This window comes from Paraburkholderia sp. BR13439 (genome assembly GCF_040948805.1).
GTDB classification, from domain to species: Bacteria; Pseudomonadota; Gammaproteobacteria; order Burkholderiales; family Burkholderiaceae; genus Paraburkholderia; species Paraburkholderia youngii.
The window spans coordinates 1-2,945 of the sequence record NZ_JBFPKN010000091.1; the positions used below are offsets into that span (position 1 = coordinate 1).

Sequence of the window (2,945 nt, forward strand, 5' to 3'; positions counted from 1 at the left end):
CACTTCCATACTGCTCCAGGCGGCTGGCCTGCCATGCCGGCGGTTCGGCAGTAGACCACCGTGCTGCCTGAACGTCAGGCATTGACGTCAGCCATTCCCCCCACTACCGCTTCAGCGGTTTAGTACAGGCGCCACTATCTTCCCTGCCGGACTATGTCGGGCGATATCGATGAGAGTTCATATTGGCCCACGGATTGCGCGCCTCAGAACAGAAGCATCGCCCCGATCGCCCAACATAGTTTCGTGAACCTACAGGCTATTCAGAAAGGCGAGCAGTTGGTCTGTCGGGCGGAAGCGCCCCGCCTTGCCGCGTAGCGGCGACATCTTCGCAAGGGCCTGCTCCTTCATTGCAAGCGTCGCCTCGAGATAGATCTGCGTTGTTTCTACCGATTCGTGCCCGAGCCACAACGCAATCACTGAGCGAGGAACGCCCGATTGAAGAAGGTCCATAGCCACCGTATGCCTCAAGCAGTGGACTGTGATCCACTTCTTGTTCAAGGAGGGACACACTCTTGAGGCCGCTTCTCGATGTTTGTTTAGCAGATACTGCACGCCGTGAACACTGAGACGTCCTCCCCTGGCGTTCGGAAACAGCACATCACCATCACCGCGCTGCGGCTCATGCAATCAGGATTTCAATACGGCTCGCGTGGACCTCGTGACCGGCGTGCAGCGTTCCTTACGGCCCTTGCCGATTACGCGCACATGAGCGCCGGCACCCAGAACGAGGTCCTCACGTTTGAGTCCGGTCATCTCGGATAAACGCAGGCCGGTCTGCGCAGCCACCAGCAGGAAGGCATGATCGCGTCGGCCGGACCAGGTACGTTGATCTGGCGCGGCAAGGAGTGCGTCGACCTCCGGACGGGTCAGGAAGTTGACGAGCGTGCGGGTGAAGCGCTTGCTGGGAATGGCAAGCACGCGCTGAATCTGTGCGGAATGCTCCGGGGCTTCGAGTGTTGCGTACCGGAAGAACGAGTGAATTGCCGTGAGGCGGAGATTGCGGCTGCGGACGCTTACGTCATGGTGCTTCTCCAGGTCGTCCAGAAACGCCGCGACCAACGGGGCGTCAATGTCCCTGAAGTCCATACCTGACGGCGGCTTGTGCAGGCGTTGCTCGGCGAACCTCAGAAACTGGCGGAAGGTGTCTCGATACGAGATGATGGTGTGAGGACTGGCCTGCCGCTGCTGCATCAGGCGCTGTATAAAGAAGCGTTCCAGAAGGGGAGCAAAGCTGGCAGACGTGTTCATGAGCGGTTCTCCCAATGCCGCTCGAGTCGGCGCATCGACTCGCGCATGAGTTCCGGCGAAGCGTTGAGGTACCACTGCGTATCGGCCACATGGACATGACCGAGGTAGGCCGACAGGATGGGCAGACGACGCTCGGGGTCCTGTCCGGACCGGTACCAATGTAAAAGCGTTCTCGTCGCAAAGACGTGCCTCATGTCATGCAGCCGTGGCCCGTGACTGTCGAATTCGCCGCGCAGCCCAATCTGGCGGGAGAGTCGATAAAAGGCGCGATGAATCTCGCTGTTGTCCAGCCGGTTTCCCCTGTTGGAAACGAACATGTAGGATGACACGGTTCGCCCGGTCCAAAGACATTGCCGGCGTGCAATGTAGGTGGCCAATACCTTGCAGGTCGAAGCATGTAAAGGCACGAGTCTCGACTTGCCGAACTTGGTGCCGCGAATCGTCAATATTCCTGTCGTCCGATCGACGTCTTCAAGCTCAAGGTTTCTGACTTCACCCAGACGCATACCCGTTACGCTGAGGAGCCCGAACAGGCAATGATACGTCCATGGCTGCAGTTCATCCCGTTGGAACCTGCATGGCATATGAAGTGCTGCGTCCAGCAGCGCCCGGATCTCGCCGTCCGAATATAGATATGGTCGTGCCCGCGTCGGCCGAAACGGAAGTAGGCCCTGCGCTGGGATCTGGGTGCGTGGATCGGTTGCACTGCGATAGCGCGCGAACAAACGGACAAAGCCCAGCCTCTGTGCCCAGCTTGCGGGTCGCTGGTGTGATGGTTGTTGAGCCCATTCGAGAGCGAGCGATTGCGTGATGTACGAGGCACGGCGTTGTTCGATGAAACCGACAAAGTCGCGCAATCCCTTGTCTGCCTCATTCAGCTTGAATCCCAGGGCACGTCTCACGGTGACGTACTCCTCGACTGCTTGCCGAAGCGTGTTCATCGCACACCTCCTGGCCATGGCACGGCCAGCGTACGCAGCGCCTTGATATCGACCTTCGTGTAAATCCTCGTGGTCTGTGGATGCCGGTGTCCAAGGAGTTCGCCGATCTCGCCGAGCGACGCACCGTGGCACAGCATCTCGGTGGCCAATCCGTGGCGAAACTGGTGTGCTCCCATAGTCGGCGCATCAATGCCGGCGCGCTGGAGCGAATGACGCACAACGGAGCCGACCGCACAAGCGCTCCGAAACCCGGTGAACGGAGCTCTTGAGCGCAAGAATACCCGCCGACATGGGCCGGACGGTCGATCACGACTTAGAGGGTGTTAGCAACCTTGGATAATCGCCGCAGCATGAATGAGCATCAACATTGCGAAGACGACGAAATGAAGCCCTGCAAGCGTCTGCGGAAGTCGCTCGTAATCTCGTGTGAGCCGCCGAAAGCGGTTCAACCAGCCAAAGCTGCGCTCGACCACCCAGCGACGCGGCAGGAGGACAAAGCCTTTTTTCGCCTCCGGCAGCTTGATAACCTGCAGTTCAATGCCATCATCACGCGCGGCCTGCGCCGCATCCTCCCCTGTATAGCCTTGGTCAGCGAATGCCACCTTCACTGTCTGACCCGTTACCTGCTGTGAGCTTCCCCTGAAATTTCGCCTTCCAGCGGGTCGTGTATAAACTCGATCTGAAGGAAGGAAAAAAATAATGTTCAAGGTACCAAACCAGGCATATACGGCTGAGTTCAGGGCGGCCGCCGTGCAA

3 protein-coding genes and 1 pseudogene are annotated in these 2,945 nt (G+C 58.8%); all 4 read right to left on the bottom strand.

Annotation, left to right across the window (positions count from 1 at the left end; all coding sequences use genetic code 11):
- Window positions 1-249 precede the first annotated feature (249 nt).
- Window positions 250-1,248: pseudogene (locus AB3X96_RS42155) on the bottom strand (site-specific integrase).
- On the bottom strand, window positions 1,245-2,189 hold the full coding sequence (locus tag AB3X96_RS42160; protein ID WP_368594366.1) for a tyrosine-type recombinase/integrase: 945 nt from the start codon (window positions 2,187-2,189) through the stop codon (window positions 1,245-1,247). The pseudogene AB3X96_RS42155 and the gene AB3X96_RS42160 overlap by 4 nt, the downstream one beginning before the upstream one ends.
- A complete protein-coding gene (locus AB3X96_RS42165; RefSeq protein WP_312883708.1) occupies window positions 2,186-2,407 on the bottom strand; it encodes a tyrosine-type recombinase/integrase in 222 nt (73 codons plus the stop codon). The genes AB3X96_RS42160 and AB3X96_RS42165 overlap by 4 nt, the downstream gene beginning before the upstream one ends.
- A gap of 105 nt (window positions 2,408-2,512) precedes the next feature.
- Window positions 2,513-2,945: transposase (locus tag AB3X96_RS42170; protein ID WP_368594367.1), on the bottom strand; the 433-nt coding region annotated here is incomplete at its 5' end.